Below are 12,238 nucleotides of genomic sequence, written 5' to 3'. Positions count from 1 at the left end.
GCCGCCGCCCTTGCGCGCGCGCGGCGAGAGGCTAGAAGCTCGGCCATGGACCGTATTCTGATCCGCGGCGGAAACCGCCTGGCCGGCAAAATCCCGATTTCAGGCGCGAAGAACGCCGCGCTGACGCTGATGCCGTGCGCATTGCTGACCGATGAGCCTCTCACCTTGCGTAATCTGCCACGACTCGCAGATGTCGACAGCTTCGGACATTTACTGAATGAGCTCGGCGCCTCGACGTCGATCGAGGGCACCCGGCCCAATGATTTCGGCCGGGTGATGACGGTGCGCGCGGGCAATCTCAGCTCGACGGTCGCGCCGTATGATATCGTGCGGAAGATGCGTGCCTCGATCCTGGTGCTCGGCCCGCTGGTCGGTCGCGCCGGCGAGGCGACGGTGTCGCTGCCCGGCGGCTGCGCGATCGGCAACCGCCCGATCGATCTGCACCTCAAGGCGCTCGAGGCGATCGGCGCCGAGATCGAGCTCGCCTCGGGCTATGTGAAGGCGAGCGCGCCCGGCGGACGGCTGGCAGGCGGGCACTATCGCTTCCCGGTGGTCTCGGTCGGCGCGACCGAGAATGTGCTGATGGCGGCGGCGACGGCGCGCGGCACCACCGTGCTCGACAATGCGGCGCGCGAGCCCGAAATCGTCGATCTGTGCAACCTGCTCGTCGCGATGGGCGCGTCGATCGACGGGATCGGCACCGAGCGGCTGGTGATCGAGGGCCGCGAACGGCTGCACGGCGCGACCTATTCGGTGATGCCCGATCGCATCGAGGCGGGCAGCTATGCCTGCGCCGCGGCGATCACCGGCGGCGATGTCGAGCTGGTCGGCGCGAATGCCGAAGACATGCGCGCGACGCTCGACGCGCTGATCGAGGCGGGGATCACCGTCGAGGAAACCACGGACGGCGTGCGCATCGCCGCACCCAACGGCATCAAGCCGCTGACCTTGTCAACCGCGCCCTTCCCCGGCTTCGCCACCGACATGCAGGCGCAGTTCATGGCGATGCTGTGCAAGGCCGATGGCGCCAGCGTGCTCACCGAGACGATCTTCGAGAACCGTTACATGCACGTGCCCGAGCTGGCGCGGATGGGCGCAAACATCGAAGTCCATGGCCGCACCGCCGTCGTCCGCGGCGTCGACAAGCTCACCGGCGCGCCGGTGATGGCGACCGATCTGCGCGCCTCGATGAGCCTGATCCTCGCCGGCCTGGTCGCCGAGGGCGAAACCCAGGTCCAGCGAGTCTATCACCTCGATCGCGGCTATGAGCGGCTCGAGGAAAAGCTCCAGGCAGTCGGCGCCGACATCGAGCGTGCCGGCGACGGCTGATCGGGTCAGCCCGCCGCGAAATCGGTGCTGCGAGTGACCGTTTCCCAGCGATCGATCTGCTATCCGCAGCAGCGCCACATGGCGTCGACGCTGCGGGCATTGATCGACGCAGTGCGCCGCGGAGCCTAGCGCGCCGTGCTCATCGAATAGGGCCGCGCCGCTCTGCTCGCGCCCCAGCTCTTGTTGGGTACCGCGCGCATCGTGAAGCGCAGCTCGCCGCCGCGGACGATCTCGTCGTGGCGGAGATAGACCCGGTCGAGCGGCTTGCCGTTGAGGGTGACCTTGCCGACATAACGGTTCGCGTCGCTCAGTCCGTCGGCGATCACGGTGAAGCGCTTGCCGCCGGCCAGGTTGAGCACCGCGCGCTCGGCGAACGGGCGGCCGAGAACATATTCGTTCGAACCCGGCGCGACGGGATAGAAACCCAGCCCGGTGAAGAACAACCAGGCGGACATCTGGCCGAGATCGTCGTTGCCGGAGAGGCCGTCGGGCGTCGGCTTATACTGGCTGTCGACGATCTGCTTGAGCCGTTCCTGCGTCCGCCAGGGCTGGCCGGCAAAGGCATAAAGATAGGCGACGTGGTGGCTCGGCTCGTTGCCATGGATATATTGGCCGATCAGCCCGGCGATATCCTCGGCATGACTGTAATCGATCTTCGAATTGTCGAAATCGAACATCGCATCGAGCTTCTTGACCGCGGCGGCGTCGCCGCCCAGCAGCGCGAACATGGCGGCCTGATCCTGCGGCACGAACCACGAATATTGCCAGGCATTGCCCTCGGTATAGTCCGAGCCATAGTTGATCGCAGTGGGATCGAACGGCGTGCGGAAGCTGCCATCGGCTTTGCGCGCGCGCAGGAAGCCGGACTTGGCGTCGAAGCTGTTCCGCCAATATCCGGCGCGCTTGTCGAATTCGGCCGCGATATCGGCCTTGCCCATCGCCCGTGCCATCCGCGCGATCGTCCAATCGTCATAGGCATATTCGACCGTCTTCGATGCCGCCTCGGGCTCGCGATCGATCGGCACGTAACCGAGCTTCATATAGTCGCCGAGCCCGCCATAGGGTGCGTAGCGCGCGCTGGCGGTCATCGCGGCGAGCGCCTTGCCCGCGTCGAAGCCCTTGATGCCCTTCAGATACGCGTCGGCGATCACCGGCACGGCGTGATAGCCGATCATCGTCCAGGTCTCGCGCCCCTGGAACTGCCAGACCGGCAGGATGCCGAACGGGCTGTATTGCTGGCTCGCGATCAACGAATTGATGAAATCGGCATTCTTCTTCTCGGGCTGGACGAGCAGCAGCAGCGGATGCTCGGCGCGGAACGTGTCCCACAGCGAAAAGGTCGAATGGAAGGTGAAGCCCTTGGCGGCATGGACCTGATCGTCGGGCCCGCGATAGCGGCCATCGGCGTCGGACAGGATGCTGGGGGCCATCAGGCTGTGATAGAGCGCGGTGTAGAGCGTCTTCTTCACCGGCGCGGGCGCGGTGAGGTCCACGGCGCCGAGCGCATCGTCCCAGGTGGCGCGGGTGCGCGCGCGGATCGCGTCGAAATCGCCGGCTTCGCTATCGAGATTGGCGATCGCGCCGTCCTCCTCGACGCTCGAGATCGCGACCTTGAGCTCCAGCGGCGTTGTGAGCGTGCCGAAATCGAGCCGGGCGACGATCGACCGGCCCTGGAGCTGCTCGACATCGTCCTGGCCGCGGCCCGGCCCCTGGAAACCGCGATAGGGGATTTTGCCCTCGCGATCGAAAAAGCCGTGGCTCGCCAGCTTCGCATTGGGGCGGATCGCGAAGAAGAGTTTCCGGGCCGGCGCCCAGCCGCGCGTCTCGCGCATGCCGGTGATCGTGCCGTCCGCGCGGACGCGCACCGACGACCACAGGATCTTGCCGGGATAATTGTAGAGCGCGCTGCGCAGATCGAGCACGACGCGCGCTGGGCTGCCGGCGGGGAACGCATAGCGGTGAACGGCGACGCGGGGGCCTGCGGTCAATTCGACGCGGATGCCGCTATCGGCCAGCGTCACGCCATAATAGCCCGGCTTTGCCGTCTCGCTGCTGTGCGAGAAACGCGAGCGATAGCCCGAGCCCGGCTTCTTGGCATCGCCCGGATCGAGCGCGTCGCCGATCACCGGCATCAGCAGGAAATCGCCCAGGTCCGAATGGCCCGCGCCCGAGAAATGGGTCTGCGAAAAGCCCTGTATGGTCGGATCGTCGTAGCGATAGCCCGCGGCATGACCATAGCATTCGCGGATCTCGCAGCCGGTGTCGGTGTCGGGGCTCGGCTGGACCATGCCGAACGGCGCGACCGCGCCGGGGAACGTATGCCCCTCGCCGCCGGTGCCGATGAACGGATCGACGCTGTCATAGCCGGTCTCGCGGCCGGTCTGCGCGGCGAGCGGGGTGGCGATGAGGGCGGCGGAAAGCGCAAGCGCGGCGCGGAACGTCATGGTCATGCGCGCGGTTAAAGCAAAGCCGAAGCCGGCGCGCCACCCGCCCTGCGGCGATTTGCGGTGGCAAGAATCGTCCTGATCCAAATTAGCCGCGCCCGCTCGGCTGGAACCAAGGCCTTTGCGAGCCGGTTGAACCGGCAAGCAGGAGAGACTCACCAACATGGCGACACGTCTGAAGAGCTTCGCGCAGGACGCGGGCTCGCAATTTCTGACCGACAGTTTTCAGCGAGGATTGGCGCATTGGAACCGGGAACGGCTCGAGCCCGGCTTCCCGAGCGACGACTGGCAGCGCCGTTTCGAGCGCGACGTGAAGATGCAACGGCTCGAAGGCGCCTTTCTAGAGGAACTTCGCGCCGAGATACGCGACGAAGCGGCCGCGGCGCCTACCGATGTCGAAGGCTTCATCGCCTGGTTCGAAGATCTCAAGGCAACCGGGCCAGGCCAGGGCGATCCGCTCTTCCCGTGGCTCGCCGAGACGGCCGAGCGCGACGAACTACGCTGGTTCTTCGAGCAGGAGGCTGCGGGCGAGGCCGGGTTCGACGATCTCGTCGCGCTGACTCAGGTCAAGCTGCCCACGCTCCCCAAGCTCGAACTCGCGCGCAATTACTGGGACGAGATGGGCCATGGCACCGCCAAGGGCATGCACGGCCCGATGCTCGACGCGTTGGTCGAGACGCTGGCGGTCACGCCGGTGATCGAGAACACGGTGTGGGAGAGCCTGTGCCTCGCCAATGCGATGACCGCGATGGCGACCAACCGGCGCTACGCCTGGCATTCGGTCGGCGCGCTCGGCGTGATCGAGCTGACCGCCCCGATCCGCGCCGACCTCGTCGCCAAGGGCCTCAAGCGCGTCGGGCTGAGCCCGAAGGAGGCGCGCTATTTCACGCTCCATGCGGTGCTCGACGTCAAGCATAGCGAGGATTGGAACCGCGAAGCGATCCGCCCCGCGGTCGAGGAGGATCCGGCGCGGGCGACGGCGATGGCCGAGGGCGCGCTGATCCGATTGCGCTGCGGTGCGCGCTGTTTCGAGGCCTATCGCGCGCGGCTCTGGGGGTGAGCCGCGCGACGGACTGACATTTTCAGCCGCCTAAGCTCGACGGACAGTTCGGCGACGGTAAGCAGCGGCCGGCTTGGGCTGCCGACGATGTCGCAAAGCGCCCGGTCGAAAATCGCCAGGCACAACTCGCCGGTCAGGCGCGAGGTATAGGCGATCGCGTCGAAATCCGTCTCGGCCACGAGCCGCTCGGCAAAGACCTGGCCCGGCTGATGCGTCCGGGCACGCACCGCATCGGTGTTCAGGCCGAGCTGATAGGCATTGTCACCAGTCAGATCGAGCATCTTCAGCGGTCGGGTGGAAGCGATTTGGGTGATGGCATAGCCCTCGAGTGTCGTCTCGCGGATGATGCGGCGGCGGCGATCCTCCAGACGATCGCGCACTACGGCTTCGGCGAAGGCCGTCCGGAAACTGGCCGCCGCGTAAAGGACGCGGAACCGACGACCGGGACTTGAGAAGCGGCTAGTCCCAAACCCTACGCCGGTAGGAGTGTCCGCATGTGCCGCCAGGATGATACGCGAAAAGCCCGAAATCCGCGCCGGCGGCGCGGCGAATCCTTCGAGCCGGGCGGGGTCGAAATGCCTCACGCGTAGTCGAGCATTCCCTCCGCCGCGCGGACGACCGTTTCCGCGTGGCCGGCCTGCAGCCAGTCGATTGGCGGCTTGCCTCCCATTGCGACATTGGGTTCCACCAGCCATTCCCAGGCATCTTCCTGGCTCGGAAAGCACGCGCAAATCTCATCCATACGCGGCGTCGGCAACCCGCGATGAAACTGCCTAGTAGGATAGAGAAAGTTGCGTCGGTCGCGGCGGAAGGCGACGACATGACCCGCCGCGCGCCAATTGGCTACCGTGGCCGTCGATACGTGCAGCCGCGCCGCGAGCGCCCCGGCCCCGAGTAGTTCGGATCGCGCCCAGTCTCCCGACAAGGAGCCCCCCGACTCCACCGGCAAGGCGGCGCGTCCGTCCTCGACCGATACGCTGGCGCCCAACCCAGCACCGCGCATTTCGAAGCTATGGCTCGCCGGCTTGATGACCTGCTCGAATACCGCCGAGAGATCCGAAGACGACGCACGATCTGCCTCACGCAGCTTGCGCCGGATCCGCGTCCGATCGGCAGGCTGCAGCCGCATCAACGCGCGGGCCATCTCGCTGGCGAGCTGCGCCGTTTCCTTCCGTTCGTCTTCGTTGAGCTGCACAAAACCTCGTCGGCTGATGGCCTGATATTGTCCAGTTTGTCCATTTTGTCAAGAATGTTCCGTAATCGTTCGCAGTCTCACACCGCCTTCAGCGCTTCCTCGAAATCTGCGATGAGATCGTCGGCATCCTCGACGCCGATCGAGATGCGCACCAGATTGTCGGTGATCCCCAGCGCCTGTTTGCGCGCGTCGGGCACGGAGAGATGCGTCATCCCCGCCGGGTGGCTCGCCAGCGTCTCGGTGCCGCCCAGCGACACCGCGAGCTTGGCGATGCGCAGGCTGTCGAGGAACGCGAACGCCTCCTTCTCGCCGCCCTTGAGATAGAGCGAGAAGGTCGATCCCGCGCCGGTGCAGTGGCGGTTGTAGATGTCGGCCTGGCGGCTGCCTTCCTCGAGGAAGCCGAGATAGCCGACATGCTCGACCTTGGGGTGGGTGCGCAGATATTCGCACACCTTGGCGGCGTTCTCGCCCGCGCGGCTCATCCGCAATTCCAGCGTCTCGAGCGAACGCAGCAGCATCCAGGCGGTGTTGGGATCGCAGATCGTGCCGATCGTGTTGCGCATCAGCCGGATCGTGTTGATGTGTTCCTTGGTGCCGAGCACGCCGCCCGCGACCAGGTCCGAATGGCCGCCGGCATATTTGGTCAGCGAATAGACGACGATGTCCGCACCCTGCTTGAGGGGCTGGGCCCAGAGCGGCCCGAGAAAGGTGTTGTCGATCGCGATCGGCGGCTTGGCGCCGGTGAAGATCGCGTCGCGGCTGGCGCGAACTGCCTCGACATCGACCAGCGCGTTGGTCGGGTTGGCGGGCGATTCGAGATAGATCAGCGCGACATTGCCGCTGGCAGCCTTGCTCAGCACCGCATCGATCTCCGCGCGCGTCGCCCCGGCCGGGAAATCGAGCCAATGCACCCCGAAGCGCCCGAGGATGCGCGCGATCAGCGTCTCGGTCGCGGCATAGAGCGGCCCGGAATGGACGATCGTGTCGCCAGGCTTGACCATCGAGAGGAACAAGGTGGCGATCGCCGACATGCCGCTGGAGAATGCAAGCGCATCCTCGGCCTCTTCCCACACCGCCAGCCGGTCCTCGAGGATCTCCTGGTTCGGCCCGTTGAAGCGCGAATAAACGAGACCCTCGGCGCCGCCCGGACGCTTGCCGGTAACGCCTTCGAAGTGGCGCTTGCCCGCCGCGGCATTGGGGAAGACGAAGGTCGAGGTGAGGAAGATCGGCGGCTTCAGCGCGCCTTCGCTGAGCATCGGATCATAGCCGTGCCCCATCATCATCGTCGCGGGCTTGAGCTTGCGCGTCCCCACCGTGTCGATCGCCGGCTTGGGGCGCTTGCGCGGCGGGACGCCGGTCAGCTCGGCTTCGGTTTCGTCGGTCATTCAGCCTCTCCAATGGGTTTGGTATCGACTGTAACGACTTAACCGCGCCATTCTACCCATCGAAGGGCCATCGCCGGGAGAAAGCGCCGAAGCGCCTCCCCCCGGCGATCGCGGATCAGACCGTCGGCTTGCCGTCGACGCGACGCGGCACCGTGGCACCTTCGCGCAGCTCCTCGGGCAGCAGCGCCGCGGGCAGGTCCTGATAGCTCACCGGCCGCACGAAGCGATCGATCGCCAGCGTGCCGACCGAGGTGCTGCGCCCGTCCGAGGTCGACGGGAACGGCCCGCCGTGCACCATCGCATCGGTGACTTCGACGCCGGTCGGCCAGCCATTGGCAAGGATCCGGCCGACGAGCCGCTCGAGCACCGGCACCAGCGTCCTGGCGACGTCGATATCGCCATCGTCGAGATGCAGCGTCGCGGTGAGCTGGCCTTCGAGCAGCGCGACGACCTTGAGCAATTCGCCCAGATCGGCGCAGCGCACCACCAGCGAGGCGGCGCCGAACACTTCCTCGGCATGGCTCGGATCGGCGATGAAATCCGCGCCGGTCATCGTGAACAGCGCGCCGCGGCCCGAGGTCGGGCCGGTGGCTTCCTGGCCCTCGGCAAGCAGCTTGAGCGCCGGCGCCGAAGCCCAGCGCGCGACGCCGCTTTCATAGGCCTTGTGGATGCCCGGGGTGAGCATGACCTGCGACGGGGCGCCGGTCATCGCCTCCGATGCCGAAGTCACGAACCGGTCGAGATCGGGGCCTTCGAGCGCGAGGACGAGGCCGGGATTGGTGCAGAACTGGCCCGCACCCATCGTCAGCGACGCGACATAGGCCTTGCCCAGCGCCTCGGCGCGCGACGCCAGCGCGGCGGGAAGCAGGAACACCGGGTTGATGCTCGACATCTCGGCATAGACCGGGATCGGCACCGGCCGGTTCTGCGCGAGCTTCATCAGCGCCGTGCCGCCGCCGCGCGAGCCGGTGAAGCCCACCGCCTTGATCCGCGGATCGGTGACCAGCGCCGAGCCGACCGTGTTGCCGGCGCCGTTGATCAGCGAGAACACGCCCTCGGGCATGCCGGTCTTCGCAGCCGCGCGGGTGATCGCGCCGGCGACGAGTTCCGAGGTGCCGGGATGCGCCGAATGGCCCTTCACGATCACCGGGCAGCCCGCGGCAAGCGCAGCGGCGGTGTCACCGCCCGCCACCGAGAAAGCGAGCGGGAAGTTCGACGCGCCGAACACGGTGACCGGGCCGAGCGGCACCATGCGCAGCCGCAGGTCGGGCTTGGGCAGCGGCGCGCGATCGGGGATGGCATGATCGATGCGCGCGCGCAGATATTCGCCGAGCCGCAGCTCCTTGGCGAACAGGCGCAACTGGCCGGCAGTGCGGCCGCGCTCGCCGGTCAGCCGCGCCTGGGGCAGGCCGCTTTCCTGCATCGCACGCTCGACCAGCGTGTCGCCCAGCGCCTCGATCTCGTCGGCAGCGGCCTCGAGGAACTGCGCGCGCTTTTCGCGCGGCAGTGCCGAATAGATCGGGAAGGCGGCTTCCGCAGCGGCGCAGGCGGCCTCGACATCCTCGGTGGTCGCAACCGTGAAGCTCGGCTCGATCTCGGCGCCGGTCGCGGCAGCGACTGCGCGGAAACCCTCTCCCGAATGGTTCACGCGCTTCGACGCGATGAATAGTTCGCCAGTCAGCGTCATGGGAAACTCTCCGATAGGTGCAGATACGTTAGCGGTAACAGGAGCGCGACTTAGGCGCGTGCCCGATCTTGTTCAATGGTCGATGCGCTCAGCAGCACGCCCGCATCGCCCCTTGCGAGCCAGGATCCCGGGCCTCCATCGTGTCGCTCAAGCCGCGCTCGACCAGCCGCGCCATCGCGTCGTGGGCGCCCTGCGCATCCTGCGCCGCGATCGCCTCATAGACGGCGAGGTGCACCGGCAGCGCATCGTGCGGTGCCGGCAGGCGATGCTGTTTGAACGCCGTGGTCAGTGCGATCGCGGTCGCGACGCCGCTGGTCAGCGAAACGACGAAATCATTGCCCGAAGCCTCGAGCAGCGCGGAGTGGAATGCCTCGTCGCAGCGCCGGCCGATCTCGGTGGCGAAGCCATGCTCGGCGACGCCATCGAGCCCGTCCTTCATCCGGGCGAGCTGCGCGTCGCTGCGGCGGAGCGCCGCGAGCCGCGCGGCATCGGGCTCGACGATGCGGCGCAGCTCGAACAGGCTCTGGATCAGCGCCGGATCGGGCTCGCCGACAAAGATCCAGGCGAGCACGTCGGGATCGAGCAGATGCCATTCGCGTCGCGGGCTAACCTGCGTGCCGATCTTGGGCCGCGAATGGACCAGGCCCTTGGCGGCAAGGATGCGGATCGCCTCGCGATAGGCCGTGCGCGAGACGCTGAACTGAAGCGAGGCGGCGATTTCGCCTTCCAGTATCTCGCCGGGCTCGAGCACGCCCGATACGATGCGGATGCCGAGATCGCGCGCCACCGTGCCGTGCAGCCGCAGCGACCGCGGACGCGGCGCGCGTCGCCGGCGCTTGGTCGGTTCGGGAGCTGGGGCTGCGGTCATCGGACTCCGAATGATATTGCGACCCTTGCATGGTCAGTTAGCCGGGTCTTCGCAAGGGCCTCGCCGCCCGATGCAGTGCGGAGCCAGGAGCAGCGCAATCCTGACCAGCTTTATCGCAACGGCGCCGGCAGGCGCAGCCGATAGACCAAAATCCTGCTGTCATTGTCGAAATCGGAATCGCACGATTGGCCCGACATCCGGCAGCGGCGCGCGATGAAATCATTGTCGTTGCCGACGAGCAGGAAATAGTCGGCCGGACGGCCCGGTTCCAGCACGGGCACGAGATCCAGCGCCTCCCATTTCTCGGACAGCGCCTCGACGCTGAGCTCGAAACGCGCGAGCTGGGCCGGATTGAGCATGTTCACGAGTTCCACCCGAGCGGCGGGGAACACGCCCGGATGCAGTCTCGTACTCGCAGGATCCTGGAGCAGCGATGCGGCGCTGGTCTCGTAGCGCGTGCCCGCGAGGTTGGTCGCGCCAGCGGTGTCGACCAGCAGGATGCTCTTGTAGACGATCGGCGCCTTGCCCCCGGCGCCGCGTCCGGCTGCATCGCGCGCGAGCATCAGGAAGCGATGATCATCGAGCGCGCGGATCTCGCTTTGCGCTGCGGTGCGGTTCGGCGCGCCGCCATTGCCTTCGTCGTTATACGCCGGCAGCTGCACGACATAATGCGCCTTGGGCCGCGCCGGCGTCGGCGTGCGGCTCACGTCATAGGCCAGTATGCGCGTGTTGATCCGGCCGGCGGCATTGCCGGCGGCGCTGTCCTGGATCAGCGCGCTCTGCAGCGCCACGAACAGCGTGCGGCCATCGGGCGACAGCGACATGCCCTCGGGCCCCTGGTTATTGCGCCGACCGCCGTCCGGCGCCTCCAGCGAGCCGAAATAGGGGCGCCCGGCGCGGCGCGGCGCGATTGCCGCGGGGGGCCGTATCACCCCGCGCAGATGCCCGTTTTTGTCGAAATAATAGAGGTTCGCGGTATATTCATCGCCGATGTAGAAGCCACCGTCGCGGCTGAATTGCAGCGACTCCGCGTCGATCGACACCTTGCCGCTGCCGACGCCCGTGCCTGGTGCCGGCAGCGGGACGCCGCGCTCGACAACGATGCTCGCGCCCGGATCGGCGCCAGTGAAGGGCCGGCCGCGAAAGTCCCGCAGTTCGATCCCGCCCGCAGGGACGAGATCGACCCGGCCATCGCCCGGAGTGAACCGGATGCGAAAACGCTCGAGCCGCGCCGGATAATCGAAGAAGAGCTTCGCCGCGGGATCGTTGCGCCCGCGGTCGGGCAGCGTCCAGAGCACGCCTTCATAGTGCGCGCCGACGCGCCTCCAGCTGCCGGGGCAAGCTTCAGCGAGGAAAAGGACCCGAGCGTGTCGCCGAGGAAGTCGAGCGTGTCCGCCGGCAGCCGGCCCGTGCCGACCAGTCCCTGATTGACATAGGTATCGCCTTGCAGCGTGACGCTGCGCGCGCCGGCGGTCTCGTCGAGATGCGGCCGGGTAATGGCGTCCTCCCCGCCGGTAAAGGCAGGGAGGAGGCACAGCAGGAGCAGCGCGGCGGAGCGCTTAGAAACCAAGGCTCAGCGTTCCGAATATCTGCCGCGGCGCCGAGGAGTGGAACACCAGGATGGTGCCCGCCGCATCGTCCGGCGCGAACACACTGCTGTCGAAGTTCGAGGCATAGCGCTTGTCGGTCAGGTTGGTGACGTTGAGCGACAGCTTGGCTCCCTTCAGCGGCCCGAAGGTGCCGAAGTCATAGCCGAGCCCGAGATCGAAGGTCGTATAGCCGCCGAAGCTCTGGTCGTTGGTGTAGGTGTAGTAACGGCGGCCGGTATATTTGCCCTGCAGCGAGCCCGAGAAGCCGCCCTGTTTCACGGTCAGCACGCTGGCCACCATTTCCTTGGGCGTATCCACCTGCTGCTTGCCGGCCGTCTGCTTGATCACGCAGGTGGTGGTGCACCAGTTAAGGTCGTCGTCATAGGTCGATTTGTTGAACGAGGCTGAGTTGTACCAGCTCAGCCACGACATCGGCTTCCACAGCACGCCGAGCTCAGCGCCCTTGCTGGCGACGCTGCCGGCATTGTGGAAGCTGTTGCCGCAGCCCGGGTTCTGCTGCTGGTTGGTCGGACAGGGATTATACTGCAGCAGCCGGTTGTCGAACTTGACGTAATAGCCCGACAGCGCGACCTGCAGCGGGCCGCTGACATAGCGATACCCCCCTCGACGCTCTTCGAGGTCTCGGGCTTGAGATATTTGCCCTGCGCGTTCCAAACCGCC

The 12,238-nt window shown here is 66.8% G+C and carries 10 protein-coding genes; 2 read left to right on the top strand and 8 right to left on the bottom strand.

Annotated features, from left to right (window positions below):
* The first annotated feature begins 45 nt into the window (after window positions 1–45).
* A complete protein-coding gene (gene murA, locus AB2M62_RS18685) occupies window positions 46–1,329 on the top strand; it encodes a UDP-N-acetylglucosamine 1-carboxyvinyltransferase (protein WP_404336252.1) in 1,284 nt (427 codons plus the stop codon).
* 125 nt (window positions 1,330–1,454) lie between these two features.
* Here the strand turns inward: murA and AB2M62_RS18680 are convergent, their stop codons facing one another.
* The gene (locus AB2M62_RS18680; protein WP_404336250.1) at window positions 1,455–3,779 is read right to left on the bottom strand and encodes a GH92 family glycosyl hydrolase; all 2,325 of its coding nucleotides are present in this window, start codon (window positions 3,777–3,779) and stop codon (window positions 1,455–1,457) included.
* Between the two features lie 157 nt (window positions 3,780–3,936).
* Here AB2M62_RS18680 and AB2M62_RS18675 point away from each other — a divergent pair, with 157 nt between their 5' ends.
* Complete coding sequence (locus AB2M62_RS18675; RefSeq protein WP_404336248.1) at window positions 3,937–4,833, top strand: iron-containing redox enzyme family protein; 897 nt, start codon at window positions 3,937–3,939, stop codon at window positions 4,831–4,833.
* Here AB2M62_RS18675 and AB2M62_RS18670 read toward each other — a convergent pair.
* The 7 genes from AB2M62_RS18670 to AB2M62_RS18640 all read right to left on the bottom strand — a co-directional run bounded on the left by AB2M62_RS18670 (window position 4,809) and on the right by AB2M62_RS18640 (window position 12,232).
* Window positions 4,809–5,417 (bottom strand): RES family NAD+ phosphorylase, encoded by a 609-nt coding sequence (locus AB2M62_RS18670; protein WP_404336246.1) that lies wholly within the window; start codon window positions 5,415–5,417, stop codon window positions 4,809–4,811. The genes AB2M62_RS18675 and AB2M62_RS18670 overlap by 25 nt on opposite strands.
* Entirely contained in the window at window positions 5,414–6,028 is a 615-nt protein-coding gene (locus AB2M62_RS18665; RefSeq protein ID WP_404336244.1) for a hypothetical protein, read from the bottom strand. Before AB2M62_RS18665 ends, AB2M62_RS18670 begins: the two co-directional genes overlap by 4 nt.
* 77 nt (window positions 6,029–6,105) lie before the next feature.
* Window positions 6,106–7,413: a cystathionine gamma-synthase family protein gene (locus AB2M62_RS18660; protein WP_404336242.1), complete on the bottom strand. Its 1,308-nt coding sequence runs from the start codon at window positions 7,411–7,413 to the stop codon at window positions 6,106–6,108.
* 115 nt (window positions 7,414–7,528) lie between these two features.
* Window positions 7,529–9,100: an aldehyde dehydrogenase (NADP(+)) gene (locus AB2M62_RS18655; RefSeq protein ID WP_404336240.1), complete on the bottom strand. Its 1,572-nt coding sequence runs from the start codon at window positions 9,098–9,100 to the stop codon at window positions 7,529–7,531.
* 88 nt (window positions 9,101–9,188) lie between these two features.
* Entirely contained in the window at window positions 9,189–9,968 is a 780-nt protein-coding gene (locus AB2M62_RS18650) for a FadR/GntR family transcriptional regulator (RefSeq protein ID WP_404336238.1), read from the bottom strand.
* Between the two features lie 110 nt (window positions 9,969–10,078).
* Window positions 10,079–11,266 (bottom strand): esterase-like activity of phytase family protein, encoded by a 1,188-nt coding sequence (locus AB2M62_RS18645; protein WP_404336236.1) that lies wholly within the window; start codon window positions 11,264–11,266, stop codon window positions 10,079–10,081.
* 261 nt (window positions 11,267–11,527) lie between these two features.
* Complete coding sequence (locus AB2M62_RS18640) at window positions 11,528–12,232, bottom strand: TonB-dependent receptor domain-containing protein (RefSeq protein ID WP_404336234.1); 705 nt, start codon at window positions 12,230–12,232, stop codon at window positions 11,528–11,530.
* Between the last annotated feature and the right edge of the window lie 6 nt (window positions 12,233–12,238).

This window comes from Sphingomonas sp. MMS12-HWE2-04 (genome assembly GCF_044881185.1).
In the GTDB taxonomy this organism is placed as follows: Bacteria; Pseudomonadota; Alphaproteobacteria; order Sphingomonadales; family Sphingomonadaceae; genus Sphingomonas.
The sequence above is the reverse complement of the archived record's forward strand: the minus strand, read 5'-3'. Positions and strand labels throughout refer to the sequence as shown.

What these genes read in the sequence shown, in the direction of transcription:
- AB2M62_RS18660 (WP_404336242.1), bottom strand. Translation starts at nt 7,413, where the DNA reads ATGACCGACGAAACCGAAGCCGAGCTGACCGGCGTCCCGCCGCGCAAG.
- AB2M62_RS18675 (WP_404336248.1), top strand. Translation starts at nt 3,937, where the DNA reads ATGGCGACACGTCTGAAGAGCTTCGCGCAGGACGCGGGCTCGCAATTT.
- AB2M62_RS18680 (WP_404336250.1), bottom strand. Translation starts at nt 3,779, where the DNA reads ATGACCATGACGTTCCGCGCCGCGCTTGCGCTTTCCGCCGCCCTCATC.
- AB2M62_RS18655 (WP_404336240.1), bottom strand. Translation starts at nt 9,100, where the DNA reads ATGACGCTGACTGGCGAACTATTCATCGCGTCGAAGCGCGTGAACCAT.
- AB2M62_RS18650 (WP_404336238.1), bottom strand. Translation starts at nt 9,968, where the DNA reads ATGACCGCAGCCCCAGCTCCCGAACCGACCAAGCGCCGGCGACGCGCG.
- murA (WP_404336252.1), top strand. Translation starts at nt 46, where the DNA reads ATGGACCGTATTCTGATCCGCGGCGGAAACCGCCTGGCCGGCAAAATC.